Origin of the sequence: Cellulomonas sp. URHD0024 (genome assembly GCF_000426185.1) — a bacterium.
Taxonomy (GTDB): Bacteria; Actinomycetota; Actinomycetes; order Actinomycetales; family Cellulomonadaceae; genus Cellulomonas.
The window spans coordinates 1-21,582 of sequence record NZ_AUEW01000010.1 but is presented as its reverse complement, the minus strand read 5'-3'; the positions used below and the strand labels follow the sequence as shown (position 1 = coordinate 21,582).

17 protein-coding genes are annotated in these 21,582 nt (G+C 71.8%); 14 read left to right on the top strand and 3 right to left on the bottom strand.

Going from position 1 to position 21,582, the window contains the following annotated elements:
* The first annotated feature begins 122 nt into the window (after positions 1-122).
* The 3 genes from I847_RS0111480 to I847_RS23370 all read left to right on the top strand — a co-directional run bounded on the left by I847_RS0111480 (position 123) and on the right by I847_RS23370 (position 6,979).
* Positions 123-1,166 (top strand): phenylalanine--tRNA ligase subunit alpha, encoded by a 1,044-nt coding sequence (locus tag I847_RS0111480; protein WP_028049798.1) that lies wholly within the window; start codon positions 123-125, stop codon positions 1,164-1,166.
* A complete protein-coding gene (gene pheT / locus I847_RS0111475) occupies positions 1,166-3,724 on the top strand; it encodes a phenylalanine--tRNA ligase subunit beta (RefSeq protein WP_028049797.1) in 2,559 nt (852 codons plus the stop codon). The genes I847_RS0111480 and pheT overlap by 1 nt, the downstream gene beginning before the upstream one ends.
* A gap of 219 nt (positions 3,725-3,943) precedes the next feature.
* Positions 3,944-6,979 (top strand): ExeM/NucH family extracellular endonuclease, encoded by a 3,036-nt coding sequence (locus I847_RS23370; protein WP_081680849.1) that lies wholly within the window; start codon positions 3,944-3,946, stop codon positions 6,977-6,979.
* A 163-nt stretch (positions 6,980-7,142) separates the two neighbouring features.
* On the opposite strand, the gene I847_RS0111465 is transcribed toward I847_RS23370, so the two are convergent.
* Genes I847_RS0111465 through I847_RS0111455 form a run of 3 tightly spaced genes read right to left on the bottom strand, consistent with a single transcriptional unit; the run spans position 7,143 to position 9,470 of the window.
* Positions 7,143-7,712 carry a dienelactone hydrolase family protein gene (locus tag I847_RS0111465; RefSeq protein ID WP_028049796.1) on the bottom strand — a complete coding sequence of 190 codons (570 nt, stop codon included), beginning with the start codon at positions 7,710-7,712 and terminating at the stop codon, positions 7,143-7,145.
* Between the two features lie 34 nt (positions 7,713-7,746).
* Positions 7,747-8,490, bottom strand: a complete 744-nt coding sequence (locus I847_RS0111460; protein WP_028049795.1) for a DsbA family oxidoreductase — start codon at positions 8,488-8,490, stop codon at positions 7,747-7,749.
* On the bottom strand, positions 8,487-9,470 hold the full coding sequence (locus tag I847_RS0111455) for a quinone oxidoreductase (RefSeq protein WP_028049794.1): 984 nt from the start codon (positions 9,468-9,470) through the stop codon (positions 8,487-8,489). The genes I847_RS0111460 and I847_RS0111455 overlap by 4 nt, the downstream gene beginning before the upstream one ends.
* Positions 9,471-9,552: 82 nt before the next feature.
* Between I847_RS0111455 and argC the strand changes: the two genes are divergently transcribed.
* The 11 genes from argC (at position 9,553) to tyrS (ending at position 20,895) form a co-directional block, all read left to right on the top strand.
* Positions 9,553-10,617, top strand: coding sequence for an N-acetyl-gamma-glutamyl-phosphate reductase (gene argC / locus I847_RS0111450; protein WP_196804547.1), 1,065 nt, complete (start codon positions 9,553-9,555; stop codon positions 10,615-10,617).
* Positions 10,614-11,828: a bifunctional glutamate N-acetyltransferase/amino-acid acetyltransferase ArgJ gene (gene argJ / locus I847_RS0111445; protein WP_028049792.1), complete on the top strand. Its 1,215-nt coding sequence runs from the start codon at positions 10,614-10,616 to the stop codon at positions 11,826-11,828. Before argC ends, argJ begins: the two co-directional genes overlap by 4 nt.
* The gene (argB, locus tag I847_RS0111440) at positions 11,825-12,799 is read left to right on the top strand and encodes an acetylglutamate kinase (RefSeq protein ID WP_028049791.1); all 975 of its coding nucleotides are present in this window, start codon (positions 11,825-11,827) and stop codon (positions 12,797-12,799) included. Before argJ ends, argB begins: the two co-directional genes overlap by 4 nt.
* The gene (locus tag I847_RS0111435; protein WP_034610063.1) at positions 12,799-14,067 is read left to right on the top strand and encodes an acetylornithine transaminase; all 1,269 of its coding nucleotides are present in this window, start codon (positions 12,799-12,801) and stop codon (positions 14,065-14,067) included. The genes argB and I847_RS0111435 overlap by 1 nt, the downstream gene beginning before the upstream one ends.
* Positions 14,064-14,996 (top strand): ornithine carbamoyltransferase, encoded by a 933-nt coding sequence (gene argF, locus I847_RS0111430; RefSeq protein WP_028049789.1) that lies wholly within the window; start codon positions 14,064-14,066, stop codon positions 14,994-14,996. Before I847_RS0111435 ends, argF begins: the two co-directional genes overlap by 4 nt.
* Complete coding sequence (locus I847_RS0111425) at positions 14,993-15,544, top strand: arginine repressor (RefSeq protein ID WP_028049788.1); 552 nt, start codon at positions 14,993-14,995, stop codon at positions 15,542-15,544. The genes argF and I847_RS0111425 overlap by 4 nt, the downstream gene beginning before the upstream one ends.
* Before the next feature lie 32 nt (positions 15,545-15,576).
* A complete protein-coding gene (locus I847_RS0111420) occupies positions 15,577-16,815 on the top strand; it encodes an argininosuccinate synthase (RefSeq protein WP_028049787.1) in 1,239 nt (412 codons plus the stop codon).
* A complete protein-coding gene (gene argH, locus I847_RS0111415) occupies positions 16,808-18,256 on the top strand; it encodes an argininosuccinate lyase (protein ID WP_028049786.1) in 1,449 nt (482 codons plus the stop codon). Before I847_RS0111420 ends, argH begins: the two co-directional genes overlap by 8 nt.
* A gap of 7 nt (positions 18,257-18,263) precedes the next feature.
* Complete coding sequence (locus tag I847_RS0111410; protein ID WP_028049785.1) at positions 18,264-18,863, top strand: uridine kinase; 600 nt, start codon at positions 18,264-18,266, stop codon at positions 18,861-18,863.
* 5 nt (positions 18,864-18,868) lie between these two features.
* Complete coding sequence (locus I847_RS0111405; protein WP_051274846.1) at positions 18,869-19,567, top strand: DNA-3-methyladenine glycosylase; 699 nt, start codon at positions 18,869-18,871, stop codon at positions 19,565-19,567.
* Between the two features lie 65 nt (positions 19,568-19,632).
* Positions 19,633-20,895 carry a tyrosine--tRNA ligase gene (gene tyrS / locus I847_RS0111400; RefSeq protein ID WP_028049783.1) on the top strand — a complete coding sequence of 421 codons (1,263 nt, stop codon included), beginning with the start codon at positions 19,633-19,635 and terminating at the stop codon, positions 20,893-20,895.
* Positions 20,896-21,582 lie beyond the last annotated feature (687 nt).

The following is a 21,582-nucleotide window of genomic DNA, read 5'->3' as shown; positions in this document are numbered from 1 at the left end:
CGGACTGGCTGCTCGTCCCCGGATCGGGCGCCTCTAGACTTGTCCGCCGGCCCGGGCGCGCTCGTGTCCGGCCGACAGCCGTGCCGAACACCGGCTGCCGCAGAACACTTTGGAAGGTCAGGATGTCCGACGACACCGCCCTGTCCCCGCTCGACGCCGCAGGCATCGACGCCGCCGTGGAGGCCGCCGTCAAGGCCCTCGATGCCGCGTCGGACCTGGACGCCCTGAAGACCGCCCGGCTCGAGCACGTGGGGGAGCGCAGCCCCATCGCGTTGGCCAACCGTGCCATCGGCGGCCTGGAGCCGGCCGACAAGGCCACCGCCGGCAAGCTGCTCGGCCAGGCGAAGGCGCGTCTCGCGGCGGCGCTCGCCGACCGCCAGGCCCAGCTCGAGGCCGAGCGTGACGCACGCGTCCTCGTCGAGGAGACCGTCGACGTCACCCTTCCCACGGACCGGCACCCGCGCGGCGCCCGACACCCGTTGGAGGCACTCTCGGAGCGGATCGCGGACATCTTCGTCGCGATGGGCTGGGAGATTGCCGAGGGACCCGAGCTCGAGGCCGAGTGGTTCAACTTCGACGCGCTGAACTTCGGCGTCGACCACCCGGCTCGGCAGATGCAGGACACGTTCTTCGTCGACACGCCCGGGCTGGTGCTGCGCACCCACACGTCACCGGTCCAGGCGCGCACGCTGCTGGAGCGGGACCTGCCCGTCTACATCGCGTGCCCGGGCAAGGTGTTCCGCACGGACGAGCTCGACGCCACGCACACGCCGGTCTTCCACCAGGTCGAGGGCCTCGCCGTGGACAAGGGCCTGACGATGGCCAACCTCAAGGGCACGCTCGACCACTTCGCGCAGGCGATCTTCGGGCCGCAGGCCCGCACCCGGCTGCGGCCGTCGTTCTTCCCCTTCACCGAGCCCAGCGCGGAGATGGACCTCTGGTTCCCGCAGAAGAAGGGTGGCGCCGGCTGGATCGAGTGGGGCGGCTGCGGGATGGTCAACCCGAACGTGCTGCGCGCCTGTGGCATCGACCCCGAGGTCTACTCGGGATTCGCGTTCGGGATGGGCATCGAGCGGACGCTCATGCTGCGGCACGGGATCGCAGACATGCACGACATGGTGGAGGGCGACATCCGCTTCTCCACCCAGTTCGGGACGGAGATCTGATGCCGCGCATCCCTCTGACGTGGCTCGCGGAGCACGTCGAGATCCCGGCGGACCTCACCGCCGAGAAGCTGGCCGCGGACCTCGTGCGCGTGGGGCTGGAGGAGGAGGCGATCCTGCCTGCCGCCGTGACCGGTCCGCTGGTGGTCGGCCTCGTGCTCGAGCGCACGCCCGAGGTGCAGAAGAACGGCAAGACGATCAACTGGTGCCGCGTCGAGGTCGGGCCGGAGCACAACGAGCCCGGCGGGGCGCCTCGAGGCATCGTCTGCGGTGCGCACAACTTCGACGTCGGCGACTCGGTCGTCGTCGCGCTGCCCGGTGCCGTGCTGCCCGGACCGTTCGCGATCGCGTCGCGCAAGACGTACGGGCACGTCTCCGACGGGATGATCTGCTCCCAGCGTGAGCTCGGTCTCGGGGAGGACCACGACGGGATCATCGTGCTCTCGCGTCTCGGCATCGAGGCCGCACCCGGCACCGACGCGCGCGAGCTCCTCGGGCTCGGTGAGGAGGTGCTCGAGATCAACGTGACGCCGGATCGTGGGTACTGCTTCTCGATGCGTGGCGTCGCCCGGGAGTACAGCCTGTCGACCGGTGCGCCCTTCACGGACCACGGCCTGCCGACGAGCGCCCTCCCCGCTGCCGGTGGTGGCTTCGCCGTCGAGATCGACGATGCCGCTCCGATCGACGGGGTGCCCGGCGCCGACCGGTTCGTCGCGCAGGTGCTGCGCGGCGTACGGGCAGACGACCCGGCGCCACTGTGGATGCAACGCCGGCTGCAGCAGGCGGGCATGCGTCCGATCAGCCTCGCGGTCGACGTCACCAACTACGTCATGCTCGACCTCGGGCAGCCTCTGCACGCCTACGACCTGGCGAAGGTCGCCGCTCCGATCGTCGTGCGCCGGGCGGTGACCGGAGAGAAGATCCGCACGCTCGACGACGTCGAGCGCGTGCTCGACCCCGAGGACCTGCTCATCACCGACAGCCCGGGCGGGGTCCGCGCGTCGCGGCCGATCGGCCTGGCCGCGGTCATGGGCGGGGGTGACAGCGAGGTCGGTCCGGACACCACCGACCTGCTGATCGAGGCGGCGCACTTCGACCCGATCTCTGTGGCGCGCACCGCGCGTCGGCACAAGCTGCCGAGCGAGGCTGCGAAGCGCTTCGAGCGCGGCGTCGACCCGCAGCTGCCGCGGGTCGCCGTCGCGCGCGCGGTGGACCTGCTCGTGCAGTACGGCGGCGGCGTCGCCGACGCCGAGGTGACCGACGTGAACGACGTGGTGCCCCGAGAGTCGTTCGTTCTCCCGCTCGACCTTCCCGCGCGGTTGGTCGGCGTGGAGTACTCGCCCGACGAGGTGCGCGACGTGCTGACGTCGATCGGGTGTCTCGTGGACGACGCGGGTCCCGACGCCGTCCGGGTCACGGCACCGTCGTGGCGACCCGATCTCGTGGTCCCGGTGGACCTCGTCGAGGAGGTCGCGCGGCTGCACGGCTACGACCGGATCCCGTCGATCCTGCCCGCGGCGCCCGGTGGTCGTGGTCTGACCGAGAACCAGCGTTCCCGGCGGTCGGTGGCGCGCGCGCTCGCCGAGTCGGGCCTCGTGGAGGTTCTGACGTACCCGTTCGTCGGCACCGACCAGCTCGACGCCCTCGGGCTGCCCGCCGACGACGACCGCCGACACGCGGTGCGCCTGGTCAACCCGCTGTCCGACGAGCAGGCGTTCATGCGGACGAACCTGCTGGTCACACTCCTCGAGGCCGCGCGGCGCAACGTCGGCCGCGGGGCGACGGACGTGGCGATCTTCGAGATCGGTCTGGTCACGCGGCCACATGCCGACGCTCCCGCGGCTCCGCAGCTGCCCGGTGGCGTCCGCCCGTCCGACGCCGACCTCGCCGCGATCGAGGCGGCCGTCCCGCCGCAGCCCCGCCGGGTCGCCGGTGTGCTCGCCGGAACCCGCGAGCCCGCCGGCTGGTGGGGCACCGGGCGTCGGGTCGACCACACCGACGCGATCGCCGCCGCGCGTCTCGTCGCGGACGTGCTGGCTGTCGAGCTCACCGTCACCGCCGACGCGGACCACGCGCCGTGGCACCCCGGACGGTGCGCACGCCTGTCGGTGGACGGGGTGCTCGTCGGCCATGCCGGAGAGCTGCACCCGAACGTCGTCGCCGCGTACGGGCTACCCGCCCGTGCGGTCGCGTTCGAGCTCGACCTCGACGCGCTGCTCGCCGCCGCGCCGACGGAGCCGTACCAGGCCCGGCCCGTCTCGACGTTCCCGGTGGCCAAGGAGGACATCGCCCTCGTGGTCTCGGCGCAGGTGCCGGCATCCGATGTGCTCGAGGCGGTCCGGGTCGGGGCTGTCGCGTCCTCGGCGGGCGACGTGGTCGAGGAGATCCGGCTGTTCGACGTCTACGAGGGTGAGCAGGTGGGGTCCGGCAACCGGTCGCTCGCGTTCGCGCTGCGGCTTCGCGCCGACGACCGCACGTTGACGGCCCAGGAGACCGCTGCCGTGCGCGAGGCCGTGGTCGCCGAGGCGAACCGGAGGTTCGGCGCGACGCTTCGAGCCTGAGACGAGAGCGTCCGCAGTGTGAACGGACCCCGGAGCGTCGCATCGGTCGCTTCGGGGTCCGGTTGCGCATCCGGGCTGGTCACGCACCGTAGAGACGAAGTCATCGCAGGAGTTCACCCGATGGCTACTCGGCAGTAGTTGCGACGTTCCGGACATTCCCCCAGTGTGGGGCGCGGTCGGCGTGGAGCCGCCGAGGTCCCGACGAAGGAGACGTCCGACGTGCGCCCACCGCTCAAGTCACTCACAGGGGGCGCCGCCGCCCTCGCCCTCGTTCTTGTCGGTTCGGTGCTCGGGACCGGGACCGCGCAGGCGGCCGTCTCGGCGTCCGCGCCGGTCGTCATCAACGAGGTCTACGGGGGCGGCGGCAACTCGGGCGCACCGTTCGACCGCGACTTCGTCGAGCTGTACAACCCTGGCGCTGCCGCCGTCGACGTCAGCGCGTGGTCGGTGCAGTACGCCTCGGCGGCCGGGGTGACCTGGCAGGTGACGTCGCTCGCCGGCACGTCGATCGCCGCGGGCGGGTACCTGCTCGTGGCCGAGGCGCAGGGCGCGAACACTGCGGCCCCCGCGGTGACGGGCGATGTCGTCGGCGCCATCCCGATGGGCGCCACGAGCGGCAAGGTGGCGCTGGTGAGCTCGGGCGGAGCGCTGACCTGCGGTGGCACCTGCGCCGCCGACCCGGCGGTCGTCGACCTCGTCGCGTTCGGCGCGGTCACGACCGGGTTCGCCGGCACCGGTCCGACGCCCGCGCCCGCCAGCGCGACCTCGGTGGCGCGCAACGCGACGCACTCGAACACGGCCGACAACGCGGCAGACTTCGTGGTCGGTGTGCCGACGCCGCAGAGCTCGACCACGGCCCCCGGCGGCCCGGGCGGGACCGTCGACGCGACGATCGCCACGATCCAAGGCACCGGCGCGGCCTCCACGATGGCCGGGCAGACGGTCCGCACCGACGGCATCGTGACTGCGGCCTACCCGACCGGCGGCTTCAACGGCTACGTGATCCAGACGCCCGGGACCGGGGGAGCGATCGACGCGTCGCACACGGCGTCGGACGCGATCTTCGTGTTCTCGTCGGCGACGGTGGGCTCGGTGACGATCGGCGACCACGTGCAGGTGACGGGGAAGGTCAGCGAGTTCAACGGCCTGACGGAGCTCACCGTCGCCGCGGGCGGCGTGACGCCGTTGCCGGCCGCCCCGGCGGTGACACCCGTCTCGGCCGTATGGCCCGCAACAGATGCCGCACGCGAGTCGCTCGAGTCGATGCTCTTCCAGCCGACCGGCGACCTGACGGTCACCAACACCTTCTCGACGAACCAGTTCGGCGAGGTCGGCCTCGCCGTGGGGACGACGCCTCTGCTGCAGACGACCGAGGTGGCCCGCCCGGGCACTGCGCAGGCCGCGGCCGTCGCGGCGGACGACGCGGCCCGTCTGGTCACGCTCGACGACGGCTCGTCGACGAACTTCCTGTCGGCCGCCGGCTCCAGCCTCACACCGCCGTACATCTCGCTGACCAACCCGCTGCGGGTCGGCGCGGCGGCGACCCTGACCGCGCCGGTCGTCGTCGACTGGCGGAACACCCTGTGGAAGCTCAACCCGACAACACCGGGACCGGCGGCGGTCACGTTCGAGAACACCCGGACCACCGCACCCGAGCCGGTCGGGGGTGACCTCAAGGTCGCGTCGTTCAACGTGCTCAACTACTTCACGACCCTCGGTCGGTCGGACTCCACCTGCGTGCCGTACACCGACCGCGTCGGCGACCCGGTGACCGTCCAGAAGGACTGTGACCTCCGCGGCGCGTGGGACCCCGACGACCTGCAGCGTCAGCAGGACAAGATCGTCACCGCGATCAACGCGCTCGGTGCGGACGTCGTGGGGCTGATGGAGATCGAGAACTCCCTGGTCGTCGACGGTGTCCAGGACGAGGCCGTGAGCACCCTGGTGGCTGCGCTCAACACAGCCGCTGGCACCGACGTCTGGGCGTACGTCCGCTCGTCGGCGGACCTCCCGGTCGTCTCCGAGATGGACGTGATCAACAACGCGATCATCTACAAGACGGCCGCCGTCGAGCGCGTCGGCTCGTCGCACGCGCTCGGCACGGCGAGCGCGGACGACGAGGCGTTCGGGAACGCCCGTGAGCCGATCGCGCAGACGTTCCAGCGGGTGGGCGGAAGTGACCAGGTCCTCGTCGTCGTGAACCACTTCAAGTCCAAGGGGTCGGCCGGTCCGCTAGACGGCGACGCCGACACCGGCGACGGCCAGGGTGCGTCGAACGCGTCCCGCGTCGCCCAGGCCGAGGCGCTGCGCGACTGGGTGCCGACTATCCAGGGCGCCGCGGAGTCGGTCGCGCTCGTCGGCGACTTCAACTCCTACACGAAGGAGGACCCGCTCGAGGTCCTCTACGACGCCGGCTACACCGACGCGGCCTCGACGTTGGCACCCGGGCAGTACTCGTACTCGTTCGGCGGCACGTCAGGATCGCTCGACCACGTGCTGCTGAACGGTCCGGCACTGGCGCGGACCACAGGCGCGGACATCTGGGAGATCAACGCCGAGGAGTCCGTCGCCCTCGAGTACAGCCGGTACAACTACCACGGCACGCGCTTCTACGCCCCCGACGAGTACCGCTCCTCCGACCACGACCCGGTGATCGTCGGCCTGTCGGTCCCGAAGGCCGTTCCGTCCTCGACCGCGACCCTCACGGCGTCACCCGCCAGCCAGGTGTTCGGCGCCTCCACCCGGGTGCTGCTCACTGCCTCCGTCAGCTCCTCGGCTCCGGTGACCGGCAACGTGCAGTTCGTGACCGGGTCCACGGTGCTGGCTTCCGTCCCGCTCTCGGGCGGAACGGCGACCTACCGGCTGCCCGCCGGCACGCCGGCGGGCACGTACCCGGTCGTCGCCCGGTTCGCCGGCGACGCAGGCGTGACGGGTTCGCAGTCCGCACCCGTCCAGGTCGTCGTCCAGCAGGTCACGACGACGACGTCGCTCGCAGCGACGCCCGGCTTCCGGTTCGTCCCGTCGGTGCTGCTCGTCGACGTCGGGCAGGACAACGGGGCGCAGCCGTCCGGCAAGGTGCAGATCAAGGAGGGTGCCACCGTCATCCGGACGCTGGACGTGGTGCGCGGGGTCGCGATCGGCACGGTTCCGTCGGGCACGACGGGTCTGCACACCTACACGGCCACGTTCGTTCCGAACGACGCAGCGAACGTCAGGCCCAGCACGAGCGCGCCGGTGACGGTCCGCACCCGCTGACCGACCGCCGGGAACCGGATCCGTCGTCCGGGGGCCCCCTCCCGACGGCGGTGATGCTCAGACGACGTCGTGGTGCGCGAGTGCGTCTGCGCCTGACCGGCGGACAGACGTCGACGGGCCGTGGGACCGGCACCGTCGAGCGGCGGCGCAGTACCGGCCCCTGTCAGCGCTCCAGGAACGCGAGCACACGTGCGGTCAGCGCGGCGGTCGCCTCCGGGTCGTACGCGGGCAGGCTGTCGTCCAGGAACAGGTGCTCGTCGCCCGGGTACAGGAAGAGCTCGGCGTCCTCCGCCGTGGCGACGAGCTCCTTCGCGGCGTCGAGGTCGCCCTCGTCGACGAAGATCGGGTCGGCGCTCTTGGCGTGCACCTGCACCGGGACGCCTGCCGGCCAGCCACCGAACTCGGACACCGGCAGGCACGAGGCGACGAAGACGGCTCCGGCGGCGCCCGGCCGGGTCTGGGCGAGCTGCTGGGCCGCCATCACGCCGAGCGACAGCCCGATGTACACGGTGTCGGCGGGCAGACCCTCAGCGGCCGCGACGCCGCGCTGCCGCACCGTCTCGAAGCCGACCTCGTCCGCGTAGGCGATGCCGGAGGTGAGGTCGTCGAACGTGTGCCCGTCGTAGACGTCGGGCGCGCGGACGGTGTGGCCGGCGACGCGAAGGCCGTCGGCGAACGCGAGGACGCCGGGCGTCAGACCCTGGGCGTGGTGCAGGAGCAGGACGTTGGTCATGTCCCTGATCTTGGCGCGGGGGACCGACGCCCGCTCACAAGGCGCAGGAGTCGTCCACGCACGCCCCGGCCGAAGGGTCGGCGGCCGCAAGGCCGACCAGCGGGTTGACCGCCTTCCAGCCCTCGTCGAGCAGCTGGGTGAACACCTCTGCGGGCTGTGCGCCCGAGACGCCGAGGCGCCGGTCGACGACGAAGAACGGCACGCCGGTCACGCCGATCGTCCGCGCCTGCGCCTCGTCGCGACGCACTGCATCGGCGAAGTCGTTCCCGGCGAGGACGGCCCTGACCGCCTGCCGGTCGAGACCGGCCTCGGTCACGATGTGCACGAGCGTCTCGTCGTCGCCGAGGTCCTCGCCGTGCTCGAAGTGCGCGGAGTAGATCGCCTCCAGCACACGATCGCAGAGCGCCGACCCACCGGTCGCCGCAGCGAGATGCACGAGACGGTGCCCGTCGAACGTGTTGAAGGACAGCGTCCGGTCGAAGTCGTAGGAGAGCCCCTCACCGGCGGCCACGGCCGTCACCTGGGCGAACATGCGCTCCACCTGCGGACGCGGGATGCCCTTCATCTCGGCCAGGGCGTCGATCTCGGGCCGCCCGGGACCGCTCGGCGCATCCGGCGAGAGCTCGAACGCGCGCCACGTGACGTCGACCTGCTCGCGGAAGGGAAACTGCGCGAGGGCCGTCTCGAAACGCTTCTTCCCGATGTAGCACCACGGGCACGCGATGTCGGACCAGATCTCGACGGACAGGCGGGTCTGGTTCAGCGGGATGGTCGTCACGGGAGGAGCAGGACCTTTCCGGTCGTGGAGCGCGACTCGAGCGCGCGATGGGCGTCGGCCGCGTCCGCCAAGGGGAACGTGGCGCCGATCCGGACGTCCAGCGAGCCCGCGAGCACGGCGTCGAACAGCTCGTGCGAACGCCAGGTCAGCTCCTCGCGCGTCGCGGTGAAGTCGCCGAGCGTGGGGCGCGTCAGGTAGAGAGAGCCCGCGTGGTTGAGGCGCTGGGGATCGACGGGCGGCACAGGGCCGGACGAGGCACCGAACAGGACCAGGGTGCCGCGACGGCGCAGCGAGGTGAGCGAGGCGTCGAAGGTGTCCTTGCCGACCGAGTCGTACGCGACATGCACGCCGAGACCGTCGGTCAGCGCCCTCACCTGCGCCGGCAGGTCGTGCGTCAGATCGGTGAGCTCGCGGTACCGGATGACCTCCGCCGCGCCTGCCTCGCGTGCGAGGCGCTCCTTGTCCGCACTGCCGACCGTCGAGATCACGCGGGCGCCGCGCGCCGCGGCGAGCTGGGTGAGCAGGAGGCCCACGCCACCGGCGCCCGCGTGCACGAGGACGTCGTGGCCCTGGGCGAGCCGGAAGACGGACGTGACCAGGTAGTGCGCGGTCATGCCCTGCAGCGGGAGGGCCGCCGCGACCTGCAGGTCGACGCCGGCCGGTACGGGCAGCAGCTCACGCTCCGGGACGCGAACCAGCTCCGCGTACGAGCCGGGCGCCGACGCCCACGCGACCTGGTCCCCGACGGCGAACTCGGTCACCGCGGCGCCCACCGAGACGACCGTGCCCGCGCCTTCCGAGCCCACGACGTGCGGGAACGCCACCTTGTACACGCCCGAGCGGCGATACGTGTCGATGAAGTTGATACCTGCCGCGGCGACCCGCACCACGACCTCGTCGGGTCGGGCCGTCGGATCGGGCACCTCGACGAGCTCGAGGACGTCTGGACCGCCTGCGGCGGAGGCGTGGATTGCGCGCACGTTGGGCCAACGCGACGACCGCCGGCAATCTTCCCGACGGATGCCTTCGTATCTTCGTGCAACCCCGTGTATGTTCATGCACATGACGTTCACGGTCGCGGTCGCGGGTGCCAGCGGATACGCCGGTGGCGAGATGCTGCGTGTGCTGCTCGCCCATCCGGAGGCCCGGATCGGCACGCTGACGGCCCACTCCAACGCGGGCTCGCTGCTCGGCGCGCACCAGCCGCACCTGCGCTCGCTCGCCGACCGTCTGCTCGAGCCCACAGGGGTCGACGCGCTGCAGGGGCACGACGTCGTCGTCCTGGCGCTGCCGCACGGCGCGAGCGGGGCCGTCGCCGCGGAGCTGGCCGCCCGGGGCGACGGTGCGATCGTCGTGGATCTCGGTGCGGACCACCGGCTCGTGGACTCCTCCGACTGGGAGGCCTACTACGGCAGCGCGCACGCCGGCACGTGGCCGTACGGCCTGCCCGAGCTGCTGCACGCAGGCGAGCGGACGGCGTCCGCGCAGCGGGCGGCCCTGCGGGGCGCCACCCGGATCGCCGTGCCCGGATGCAACGTCACCGCCGTCTCGCTCGGTCTGCAGCCCGGAGTCGCGGCGGGCCTGATCGAGCCGACGGACCTGGTCGCGGTCCTGGCCAACGGCTACTCGGGCGCCGGCAAGTCCCTCAAGACGCACCTGCTCGCCGGCGAGGCCCTCGGCTCCGCGCAGCCCTACGCCGTCGGCGGCACGCACCGGCACATCCCGGAGATCGGCCAGAACCTGCGCTCGGCGGGCGCCTCGCAGGTGACCATCTCGTTCACCCCGACGCTCGTGCCGATGTCCCGCGGGATCCTTGCGACGGCCACGGCGCGACTCGTCCCGGGCACCGCCCCGTCGACGGTCCGCGCCGCGTGGCAGGACGCCTACGCGGACGAGCCGTTCGTGCGCCTGCTGCCCGAGGGGCACTGGCCGACGACGGCTGCGACGCTGGGCGCCAACACCGCCCTGGTGCAGGTCGCCGTGGACGAGCGCGCTGGGCGCGTGGTCACGGTGACCGCGATCGACAACCTGGTCAAGGGCACCGCCGGCGGCGCCCTGCAGTCGCTCAATCTCGCACTGGGGCTCGACGAGACCCTCGGTCTCCCACTGGACGGAGTTGCACCATGACGATCGAGACCCTCGACGCGCTCGCCGATCCCTCGCCGGGCGTCACCGCCGCCGCGGGCTTCCAGGCCTCGGGCGTGGTCGCCGGCCTGAAGTCCTCCGGTCGTCCCGACCTCGCCCTCGTCGTGAACGAGGGCCCGTCGCAGGTGGCGGCGGCGGTCTTCACGACGAACCGGGTGGTCGGAGCGCCCGTCGTCTGGTCGCGCCAGGCTGTCGCCGACGGCGTCGTGAGCGCGGTCGTCCTCAACTCCGGCGGCGCGAACGTGTGCACCGGTCCCGACGGCTTCCTCGACGTGCACCGCACGGCAGAGAAGGTCGGCGCGATCCTCGAGATCTCGCCCGGTGACGTGGTCGTCTGCTCGACCGGGCTGATCGGTGAGCCGCTGCCCATCGGCAAGGTTCTCGCGGGCGTCGACACCGCGGTGTCACACCTGTCCCGGACGGGCGGGTACGACGCGGCCGTCGCCATCATGACGACCGACTCCGTCCCCAAGACGGCACACCTCACCGTCCCCGGCGACCACGGGGAGTGGACCGTCGGCGGCATGGCGAAGGGCGCGGGCATGCTGGCGCCCGGCCTGGCGACCATGCTGTGCGTCATCACCACGGACGCCGTGGTCGACGCAGAGACGGCCGACGCCGCGCTGCGTACAGCGGTGAGCCAGACCTTCGACCGGATCGACTCCGACGGCTGCATGTCGACGTCGGACACGGTGACCCTGCTGGTCTCCGGTGCGAGCCGTGCGGTGCCGGACCCGGCGGGGTTCACGGCCGGGCTCACCCAGGTGTGCGCGCAGCTCGCCCGGGCGCTGATCGCCGATGCCGAAGGCGCGACCCACGACATCGCGGTGACCGTCATGGGTGCGTCGACGGAGGCGGCAGGTCTGGCCGTCGCCCGAGCTGTCGCCCGGTCGAACCTGTTCAAGGCCGCCATGTTCGGCAACGACCCCAACTGGGGTCGCGTCCTCGCGCAGGTGGGCACCGTCCCGGAGAGCGTCGCGCCCTACGACCCCGACCAGCTCGATGTCAGCATCAACGGCGTCCAGGTATGCAAGGCCGGCGTGGCGTACGCGCCTCGCTCCGAGGTCGACCTCGCCGCGAACCGCGAGGTGCACGTGCTCATCGACCTGCACGCCGGGGCCGAGGTCGTCACGGTGTGGACCAACGACCTGACGCACGACTACGTCCTCGAGAACAGCGCGTACTCGACATGACGGACTTCATCTTCAACACCCGCACCGACCTGCGGCCCGAGCAGAAGGCCGAGGTGCTCATCGAGGCGCTGCCGTGGCTGCAGAAGTTCGCGGGTGCGCTGGTCGTGGTGAAGTACGGCGGGAACGCGATGATCGACGACACCCTCAAGCGCGCGTTCGCGCAGGACATGGTGTTCCTGCGGCAGGTCGGGCTGCGGCCGGTCGTGGTGCACGGGGGCGGTCCGCAGATCAACACGATGCTCGACCGGCTCGGCATCCAGTCGGAGTTCCGCGGAGGGCTGCGGGTGACGACGCCCGAGGCCATGGACGTCGTGCGGATGGTGCTCACCGGCCAGGTCTCGCGCGAGCTCGTCGGGCTGCTCAACGCGCACGGCCCCCACGCGGTCGGCCTCTCCGGCGAGGACGGAGGCCTGTTCCAGGCACGTCGGCGCTCGGTGCTGGTGGACGGTGAGCCCGTGGACGTCGGCCTCGTCGGCGACGTCGTCCAGGTGAACCCGGGTGCCGTGCTCGACCTGCTCGACGCGGGCCGCATCCCGGTCGTCTCGACCGTGGCGCCCGACCTCGACGACCCGACCCAGGTGCTCAACGTCAACGCGGACACCGCGGCGGCGGCGCTCGCGGTGGCGCTCGGTGCCCGCAAGCTCATCGTGCTCACGGACGTCGAGGGGCTCTACACGAGCTGGCCGGACAAGGGTTCGCTCGTGCGTCGTCTCCGCGCGGCCGAGCTCGCGACCCTCCTGCCGAGCCTCGACGCCGGCATGCGGCCCAAGATGGAAGCCTGCTGGCGTGCCGTCGAGGGCGGTGTCGGCCGCGCGCACGTCATCGACGGCCGGGAACCGCACTCGATCCTCGTCGAGATCTTCACGTCGGAGGGCATCGGCACCATGGTCCTTCCCGACGAGGAGCCGGTCGACGCCCCCTTCACCGCGCCCGTCCCGGTCGTCCCGCACCACGAGCAGGAAGTCCACTGATGACCGATCTGCAGCGCGGCCGTCACCGGGCCGACGTGGTGCCCGACGCGAGCCTGCCCGTGCCCGCCGTCGACGGCTCGGTCGCCGACTGGGCCGACCGGTACACGCACGCGGTCATGGACACGTTCGGGGCACCGCAGCGGGTGCTGGTCCGCGGTGAGGGCCCGTACGTCTGGGACGCCGACGGAGTCCGCTACCTCGACCTGCTCGGCGGTATCGCGGTCAACTCGCTCGGGCACGCCCACCCGACGCTCACGGCGGCGATCAGCGCCCAGCTGGGCACGCTCGGGCACGTCTCCAACTTCTTCGGCAGCCCGACCCAGATCGCGTTCGCGGAGCGGCTGATCGGGCTCGCCGGCGCGCCGCAGGGTTCCCACGTCTTCCTCACCAACTCCGGAACCGAGGCCAACGAGGCCGCGTTCAAGCTGGCCCGCCGCACGGGGAGGCCGCGGATCCTCGCGCTCGAGGGGTCGTTCCACGGGCGGTCGATGGGCGCACTTGCCCTGACCCACAAGCCCGCGTACCGGGAGCCGTTCGAACCGCTGCCCGGCGGTGTCGAGTTCGTGCCGTTCGGGGACTCGCAGGCCCTCGAGGCTGCCTTCGCCGACGGTGGCGACCAGGTCGCCGCGCTCTTCGTCGAGCCCATCCAGGGAGAGGCCGGCGTCCTGCCCCTTCCGCCGGGGTATCTCGCGCTCGCGCGCAGCCTGACTGCCGAGCACGGTGCGCTGCTCATCCTGGACGAGGTGCAGACCGGTATGGGCCGCACCGGCGCGTGGATGGCCCACCATCACGCCCACATCGGCGGAGGCGTCGTGCCCGACGCGGTCACGGTGGCCAAGGGCCTCGGCGGCGGCTTCCCCGTCGGTGCCCTCATCGCGTACGGCCCGGAGACGTCGACCCTGCTCGGTCGCGGTCAGCACGGCTCCACGTTCGGCGGGAACCCGGTCGCGTCTGCGGCCGGGCTGGCGACGATCGCGGTCATCGAACGCGACGGGCTGCTGAACCACGTGCGCGGCCTCGGGGACCGGCTCCGTTCTCGGCTGGCCGAGACCGGCAACCCGCTCGTCGTCGGTGTTCGCGGTCAGGGCCTGCTCATCGGCATCCAGCTGAACGGGCCCGTGGCCTCCGAGGTCGCGAACAAGGCCCTCACCGCCGGCTTCATCGTCAACGCCGTCAACCCGACCACGATCCGGCTCGCGCCGCCGTTCGTCCTGACCGACGAGCAGGCCGGGCAGTTCGTGGACTTCCTCGCAGGGCTGGCGTCATGACTCGCTCCTTCCTGCGCGACGACGACCTGTCGCCCACCGAGCAGCGGGCCGTTCTCGAGCTCGCCCTGGAGTTCCGGGCCGATCACTTCCTGCGCACCCCGCTCGCGGGCCCGAAGCCCGTCGCGGTCATCTTCGACAAGCCGACGCTGCGGACGCAGGTCTCGTTCAGCGCGGGCATCGCCGAGCTCGGTGGGTTCCCCCTGATCGTCGACGGCAACCTGGCGAAGATCGGCCAGCGCGAGTCGATCGCTGACACGGCGCGCGTGCTCGGGCGTCAGGTGGCCGCGATCGTCTGGCGCACGCACGCGCAGGCGCGGCTCGACGAGATGGCGGCGCTGTCGGGCGTCCCGGTGGTCAACGCGCTCACCGACGAGTTCCACCCGTGCCAGATCCTCGCGGACCTCATGACGATCGCGCAGCACCGGGGCGGCGTCGACGCGCTGTCCGGCCAGACGCTGGCGTACGTCGGCGACGGCGCGAACAACATGGCGCACTCCTACCTGCTGGGGGGCGCGACCGCAGGCCTGCACGTGCGCGTCGGGACGCCGGAGGGCTTCGTCCCCGAGCCGGCGATCTTGGCTGCCGCGGCCGACGTCGCCGCGTCCACGGGCGGCTCGGTGACGGTCACGCACGATCTCGCCGAAGCCGTGACCGGCGCTGACGTCGTCGCGACGGACACCTGGGTGTCGATGGGGCAGGAGGACCAGGCCGCCGAGCGCGAGACACCGTTCGTCCGGTACCGCGTCGACTCGGCTGCGATGGCGCTGGCCGCGCCCGACGCGATCGTCCTGCACTGCCTGCCGGCCTACCGCGGCAAGGAGATCACCGCCGACGTCCTCGACGGTCCTCAGGCCGTGGTCTGGGACGAGGCGGAGAACCGTCTGCACGCCCAGAAGGCACTGCTGACGTGGCTGCTGGAGCAGTCGTGAGCGTGACGTCGAGCGTTCCGCACACCAAGGCGGCGCGGCACGCGCTCGTCACGTCGTTGCTGACCCGTGGCCTCGTGCACTCGCAGCAGCAGCTCGCCGAGCTCCTGGCCGCCGAGGGCGTCTCTGTCACGCAGGCGACGCTGAGCCGCGACCTCGTCGAGCTGCGCGCGGTCAAGATCCGCACGCCGTCGGGCGCCTTGGCCTACGCCGTCCCGGTGGAGGGTGGTGGCCGCAATGCACCGTCCACGGGTCCCGACGAAGAGATGCTCGCCTCTCGCCTCGCGCGCCTGTGCGCCGAGCTGCTGGTCACGGCGGAGGCGTCAGGGAACCTCGTCGTGCTGCGCACCCCGCCCGGCGCCGCCCAGTTCCTCGCTTCGGCGATCGACCACTCGATCCTGCCCGCGGTGCTCGGCACGATCGCGGGGGACGACACGGTCCTGGTGATCGCCCGTGAGGGCGAGACGGGCGCCACGCTTGCCGCTCGGTTCCTTGCCCTGGCCACAGATGCCCGACCGGACGTCGCCCCGCGCGCGCGACCGGCAGACTGATCCCACCTCACGAAGAAGAAGAGAGACCTTTCATGACTCAGCGCGTCGTCCTCGCCTACTCCGGCGGCCTGGACACCTCCGTCGGCATCGGCTGGATCGCCGAGGCGACCGGCGCCGAGGTGATCGCGGTCGCGGTCGACGTCGGTCAGGGTGGCGAGGACCTGAACGTCATCCGTCAGCGCGCACTGGACTGCGGAGCCGTCGAGGCCTACGTGGCCGACGCGCGCGACGAGTTCGCCGACGAGTACTGCATGCCCGCCCTCAAGGCGAACGCCCTCTACCTCGACCGGTACCCGCTGGTCTCGGCGCTGTCCCGCCCGGTGATCGTCAAGCACCTGGTCCGCGCCGCCCGCCAGTTCGGCGCGACGACCGTCGCCCACGGCTGCACCGGCAAGGGCAACGACCAGGTCCGCTTCGAGGTCGGCATCACGTCGCTGGCGCCCGACCTGACCTGCCTCGCACCCGTCCGCGACCTGGCCCTGACCCGCGACAAGGCCATCGAGTTCGCCACCCGCAACGCGCTGCCGATCGAGACGACCAAGCACAACCCGTTCTCGATCGACCAGAACGTCTGGGGCCGTGCGGTCGAGACGGGCTTCCTCGAGGACATCTGGAACGGTCCGACCAAGGACGTCTACACGTACACCGACGACCCGACGTTCCCGCCGGTCGCCGACGAGGTCATCATCACGTTCGAGGCCGGCGTGCCGGTCGCGCTGGACGGCGTCCCGGTGACCCCGCTGCAGGCGATCCAGGAGATGAACCGTCGCGCGGGTGCCCAGGGCATCGGTCGGATCGACATCGTCGAGGACCGCCTCGTCGGCATCAAGTCACGCGAGGTCTACGAGGCGCCCGGCGCCATCGCCCTCATCGCGGCGCACCAGGAGCTCGAGAACGTCACCGTCGAGCGCGAGCAGGCCCGGTTCAAGCGGGGCGTCGAGCAGCGCTGGACCGAGCTGGTCTACGACGGCCAGTGGTTCTCGCCGCTCAAGAAGTCCCTCGACGTGTTCGTCGACGACACCCAGCGCTACGTCTCGGGCGACGTGCGGATCGTGCTGCACGGTGGCCGCGCGACCGTCACGGGCCGCCGGTCGGACGCGAGCCTGTACGACTTCAACCTGGCCACCTACGACACCGGCGACACGTTCGACCAGGCCGCCGCCAAGGGCTTCATCGAGATCTACGGTCTCAGCTCGAAGCTCGCCGCTGCGCGCGACGTGCGCTTCGGCAACGGCGTGGACCTCGGCTCGCAGGGCGGGATCAGTGGCTGACGAGGTCAGCGCCGCGTCGACGGCACCGCCGACCGCGTCCGCGGCCCTCTGGGGCGGCCGGTTCGCCGGCGGCCCGTCCGAGGCGCTCCAGGCGCTGTCGCAGTCGACGCACTTCGACTGGCGGCTCGCCCGGCACGACATCGCGGGCTCGATCGCGCACGCCCGGGTCCTGCACGGTGCGGGTCTGCTCACGGACGACGAGCTGGCAGGGATGATCGACGCCCTGGAGCGCCTGCGCACGGACGTCGAGAGCGGTGCCTTCCTGCCCGTCCTCGCCGACGAGGACGTGCACACGGCGCTCGAGCGCGGCATGATCGACCGAGCCGGCGCGGACCTGGGCGGCAAGCTCCGGGCCGGCCGTTCGCGCAACGACCAGATCGCCACGCTCGTGCGCATGTACCTGCGGGAGCAGGCGCGACTGGTCGCGGCTCTGCTTCTCGACGTCGCCGACGCCCTGGCCGACCAGGCCGCCGCGGCGGGCGACGCACCGATGCCCGGCCGTACCCACCTGCAGCATGCGCAGCCGGTGCTGCTCGCCCACCACCTGCTCGCCCACGTCTGGCCGCTCCTGCGGGACGTCGAGCGGTGGCAGGACTGGGACGCCCGCGCAGCGCGCTCGCCGTACGGCTCCGGCGCGCTGGCGGGCTCCTCCCTGGGCCTCGACCCTGCCGCGGTCGCCGCCGAGCTCGGGTTCGACGGTCCCGTCGAGAACTCGATCGACGGCACCGCCGCGCGCGACGTGGTCGCCGAGTTCGCGTTCGTCTCCGCGATGGCCGCCGTGGACATCTCGCGGCTCGCCGAGGAGGTCATCCTCTGGGCGACGAAGGAGTTCGGCTTCGTCCGGCTGCACGACTCCTACTCCACGGGGTCGAGCATCATGCCGCAGAAGAAGAACCCCGACATCGCCGAGCTCGCTCGCGGCAAGGCCGGGCGTCTCGTCGGCGACCTGACCGGGCTGCTCACCACGCTCAAGGGCCTGCCGCTGGCGTACAACCGCGACCTGCAGGAGGACAAGGAGCCGGTGTTCGACCAGATCGACCAGCTCACCATCCTGCTGCCGGCGTTCGCAGGCATGGTCGCGACGCTGACCTTCGACCTGGGCAGGTTGGCGTCGCTGGCCCCGCAGGGGTTCTCGTTGGCGACGGACATCGCGGAGTGGCTCGTCCGCAACGGCGTGCCGTTCCGGGTGGCCCACGAGGTCGCGGGCGCCTGCGTCCGGGCGTGCGAGGAACACGAGCCGGCCATCGAGCTGTGGGACCTCACCGACGAGGAGCTGGCTGCGATCTCGCCTCACCTGACGCCGGAGGTGCGTTCGGTGCTGACTGTCGAGGGCTCGCTGGCGTCGCGCAGCGCCGTCGGCGGCACGGCTCCGGTGCGGGTGGCGGAGCAGCTGGTTCGCGCTCGGGCGCGCTCGGCGCAGCTGCGGACCTGGACGTCCTGAGCGGCCGATGAGCATCGCGGCGCGCGCGCTGGCCGCCCGGCCTCGCCTCGGTCGTGTGCGGCTGGTCGCTATCGATGGTCCGGCGGGCTCGGGCAAGACGACAGCTGCGGCCGTCGTCGCCCGGGACGCCGCCGAGCTGGGCGCTTCGGTACACGTCGTGCACCTCGACGACCTGTACGAGGGATGGTCAGGCCTCGAGGGCTCCCTCTGGCCGCGACTTTCCGCCCAGGTCCTCGAACCGTTGCGCCGCGGGCTGCCGGGCCGGTTCCAGAGGTACGACTGGTCCGTCGGAGCGTTCGCCGACTGGGTGGACGTCCCGGTCGTCGACCTGCTCGTGCTGGAAGGCTGCGGGTCCGCCCGGCGTGCCGTCGACGACCTCGCGGTCCTGCGCGTCTGGGTCGAGGCAACGCCTGACCTGCGACTCGAGCGCGGTCTCGCGCGCGACGGCGTCGAGGCTCGCCAGCACTGGGTGACCTGGATGGCCGACGAGGCCGTGCACTTCGCCCGGGAAGGCACGCGGGCCCGTGCCGATGTGCGGCTCGACGCGTTCGGCGCGGTGGTGTCCGGCGGCGGTGCCTCGATGTCGTACGGCAGGATGGGCCCGTGAGCACGCTGCCCGAGAGCCGCCCGGAGTCGCCGGACGTGGCCGACCCGCGTGGGTTCTTCGTCGTCCCGGCCCGGGTCTGGTTCTCGCGCGAGGTGCACGCCGTGGCGCGGGACCTGCTCGGCGCCTACCTCACGTCCCGCTCGCCCCAGGGAGACGTCACGCTCCGCATCACCGAGGTTGAGGCCTACGCCGGTGCCGACGACCCGGGCTCGCACGCCTTCCGTGGCCGCACCGCGCGCAACGCGGCGATGTTCGCGGAGCCGGGTCGGCTGTACGTCTACCGGCACCTCGGACTGCACCACTGCCTCAACATCGTCGCCGAACCCACGGGTACGCCCGCGGCGGTCCTGCTGCGCGCCGGCGAGATCGTGGAGGGCGCCGACCTGGCACGGAGGCGACGCGAGGCGGTCGGTGTCGTCGACTCCGAGCGCCAGCTCGCCCGCGGGCCCGCGCGCCTGGCCGTCGCGCTCGGGCTCGACATGCGCGCCAACGGCGCGGACGTCACGGAGGCGGGCGGGGACGTCGTGCTGCACCGCCAGCAGGTGCTGGCGCAGCCCACCCACAAGTCCGGCCCGCGGGTCGGCGTCGCAGGTTCCGGCGGCGAGGGCAGCCGGTTCCCGTGGCGCTACTGGCTCACCGACGAGCGGACGGTCTCTGCGTACCGGCCCGCGTATCGGCCGCCGACGTCGGTAGACGCTCCCTGACGAGCGACGACGTCGGCCTGCACCCGACCGCCGGCCCACCCTCTCCCTGATCCTGGAGCTTCCCCATGAACCATGTCCTCGACGACCTCGAGTGGCGCGGCCTGATCGCCCACGCGACCGACCTCGACGCCCTCCGGTCCGCGCTGTCCGCCGGGCCCGTGTCGCTGTACTGCGGCTTCGATCCGACCGCGCCGAGCCTGCACATCGGCAACCTCGTCCAGATCCTCACCATCCGACGGCTGCAGGACGCCGGCCACATCCCGTTCGCCCTCGTCGGCGGTGCCACAGGGCTGATCGGTGACCCGCGCATGGCGGGGGAGCGCACGCTCAACGACCCGTCGGTCGTGGCCGGGTGGGTCGAGCGCATCCGCAAGCAGATCGAGCCGCTCCTGCGTTTCGACGGTCCGAACGCCGCGACCATGGTGAACAACCTCGACTGGACGGCACCGCTGTCCGCGATCGACTTCCTGCGCGACGTCGGCAAGCACTACCGACTCGGCACGATGCTGGCCAAGGACACCGTCGCCCGCCGTCTCAGCAGCGAGGCGGGCATCAGCTTCACCGAGTTCGCCTACCAGATCCTGCAGGGCATGGACTACCTGGAGCTGTTCCGCCGGCACGGCGTCACGCTGCAGACCGGTGGCAGCGACCAGTGGGGCAACCTCCTGTCCGGGGTCGAGCTGATCCGCAAGACCGACGGAATCGGTGTCCACGTCCTCGCCACGCCGCTGATCACGAAGGCCGACGGGACCAAGTTCGGCAAGACCGAGTCGGGCGCCGTGTGGCTCGACGCCGAGATGACGTCGCCGTACGCCTTCTTCCAGTTCTGGCTGAACGCCGACGACGGCGACGTCGTGCGCTACCTCAAGGTGTTCACCTTCCTCTCCCGCGAGCAGATCGATGCGCTGGCCGACGCCGTGGCCACCGCGCCGGCGGCACGCGAGGCTCAGCGGACGTTGGCGTACGAGGTCACCGCGCTCGTCCACGGGCCAGCAACCGCCGACCAGGTGGTCGCGGCGAGCCAGGCGTTGTTCGGCCGCGGCTCGCTCGGAGACCTGACCCTGGCGACCTTGACGGCCGCGGTGGCCGAGCTGCCGTCGGCGCCGGGGAAGGCCGGCGACTCCGTCGCCGACCTGCTCGCAGCGACCGGTGTGGTGGCGAGCAAGGGCGCCGCCCGGCGGGCCATCGCCGAAGGCGGCGCCTCCGTCAACAACGTGCGCGTACCGACGGAGGACGCCGTCCTGACCGCCGACGACCTCCTGCACGGCCGCTTCGCGGTCCTGCGGCGCGGCAAGCGCACGCTCGCGGTGGTGGACGCCCAGGCCTGACGCTCGAGTGCGCACAGGGGCCCGCGAGGCGATCTCGCGGGCCCTTCGCGCGCCTGACCTGGGTCTTCGCCACGTTCGGCCGCCCTGGTGACCGGCGTCACCGCGCAGTGATTTGCCACCTGCCGCACGACGCGCGTACTGTTCTCGATGTCGCCCCGAGAGGGAGGAACGGACACCGCGGATCGAACCACGGTGGCTGGTCCCCAGGGGTGGCCACCCCTCGAACTGAATTTCAGGCGCTTCGTGCGCCCTGAAGCAGGGATGAGGGACGGGCTTCAGGCCCGCTGATGCAGCCCGAGAGGGTGGCGGAGAGCGGCCGAAAAGCCAGGTAGGCTTCAGAACGACAAAGCCTCTCGGACGGGTCGAAAGATCCGGAGGAGATGCGCGTCTGTTCCTTGAGAACTCAACAGTGTGCCAAATAGTCGATGCCATATGGCTCGTCTGCTGAGGTGTTTCTTGCCCGATGGGTGGGGGGTGCTGAGGTGGGTGGGTCTTGGTTGAGATGGGTGTCGTTCTTCTACCTCCGTGGAAGGCGATGCCGCATACAGCCGAATCTGATTGGCTTGCCGGGTTGAACCGGTGGAGCCGTTTCGTTTTGTCGGTTGCCTTGCTGCTTCGGTGGTGGGGTGCCAGTTGACATTTACGGAGAGTTTGATTCTGGCTCAGGACGAACGCTGGCGGCGTGCT

Coding starts and splice junctions, on each gene's coding strand:
- tyrS (WP_028049783.1), top strand. CDS start 19,633: ATGAACCATGTCCTCGACGACCTCGAGTGGCGCGGCCTGATCGCCCAC.
- I847_RS0111465 (WP_028049796.1), bottom strand. CDS start 7,712: ATGACCAACGTCCTGCTCCTGCACCACGCCCAGGGTCTGACGCCCGGC.
- I847_RS0111420 (WP_028049787.1), top strand. CDS start 15,577: ATGACTCAGCGCGTCGTCCTCGCCTACTCCGGCGGCCTGGACACCTCC.
- argB (WP_028049791.1), top strand. CDS start 11,825: ATGACGGACTTCATCTTCAACACCCGCACCGACCTGCGGCCCGAGCAG.
- pheT (WP_028049797.1), top strand. CDS start 1,166: ATGCCGCGCATCCCTCTGACGTGGCTCGCGGAGCACGTCGAGATCCCG.
- I847_RS0111435 (WP_034610063.1), top strand. CDS start 12,799: ATGACCGATCTGCAGCGCGGCCGTCACCGGGCCGACGTGGTGCCCGAC.
- argF (WP_028049789.1), top strand. CDS start 14,064: ATGACTCGCTCCTTCCTGCGCGACGACGACCTGTCGCCCACCGAGCAG.
- argJ (WP_028049792.1), top strand. CDS start 10,614: ATGACGATCGAGACCCTCGACGCGCTCGCCGATCCCTCGCCGGGCGTC.
- I847_RS0111410 (WP_028049785.1), top strand. CDS start 18,264: ATGAGCATCGCGGCGCGCGCGCTGGCCGCCCGGCCTCGCCTCGGTCGT.
- argC (WP_196804547.1), top strand. CDS start 9,553: ATGACGTTCACGGTCGCGGTCGCGGGTGCCAGCGGATACGCCGGTGGC.
- I847_RS0111480 (WP_028049798.1), top strand. CDS start 123: ATGTCCGACGACACCGCCCTGTCCCCGCTCGACGCCGCAGGCATCGAC.